The sequence below is a fragment of the Pseudoflavonifractor phocaeensis genome (assembly GCF_016901955.1).
Lineage (GTDB): Bacteria > Bacillota > Clostridia > Oscillospirales > Oscillospiraceae > Flavonifractor > Flavonifractor phocaeensis_A.
The window spans coordinates 1-484 of the sequence record NZ_JACJLC010000227.1 but is presented as its reverse complement, the minus strand read 5'-3'; the positions used below and the strand labels follow the sequence as shown (position 1 = coordinate 484).

Annotated in this window: 2 tRNA genes and 1 rRNA gene; all 3 read right to left on the bottom strand. The window is 51.7% G+C overall.

Annotation, left to right across the window (positions count from 1 at the left end):
- Positions 1-67: ribosomal RNA gene (gene rrf / locus H6B51_RS17320) — 5S ribosomal RNA — on the bottom strand; the annotation flags it as partial.
- A 133-nt stretch (positions 68-200) separates the two neighbouring features.
- Positions 201-276: transfer RNA gene (locus tag H6B51_RS17315), tRNA-Lys, on the bottom strand.
- A gap of 5 nt (positions 277-281) precedes the next feature.
- A tRNA-Glu gene (locus H6B51_RS17310) sits at positions 282-356 on the bottom strand.
- Positions 357-484: the final 128 nt, after the last annotated feature.

Below are 484 nucleotides of genomic sequence, written 5' to 3'. Positions count from 1 at the left end.
CGCAGGTGAGCTTAACTTCCGTGTTCGGGATGGGAACGGGTGGACCCTCACCGCAATCAACACCAACTTACTTTCCTTTGAAAAGAAAAGTAAGCAAAAGAAACTTTCAACAACTTTCTTCTCCTTACCGTTCTTCTCAACGATAAGCACTTAATTTTAGAGGTTCTCTATGGAGCGCCTCGCAGACGCTCCATAGAGACTGGTGCGCCTTCACGGATTCGAACCGGGGACCCACTGATTAAGAGTCAGTTGCTCTACCAGCTGAGCTAAAGGCGCAGGTTTGGTGACCCGTGCGGGAATCGAACCCACGTTTGCGGCGTGAGAGGCCGCCGTCTTAACCGCTTGACCAACGGGCCGTGTACGCGTCGCTATGTTAGCACCCTCAAAACCGAACAATGCAGATTTCCAGCCCAGGCAAGCGCCTGCAATCATCATGTTTAGGTCAAGCCCTCGGCTGATTAGTATCGGTCAGCTACATGCGTTA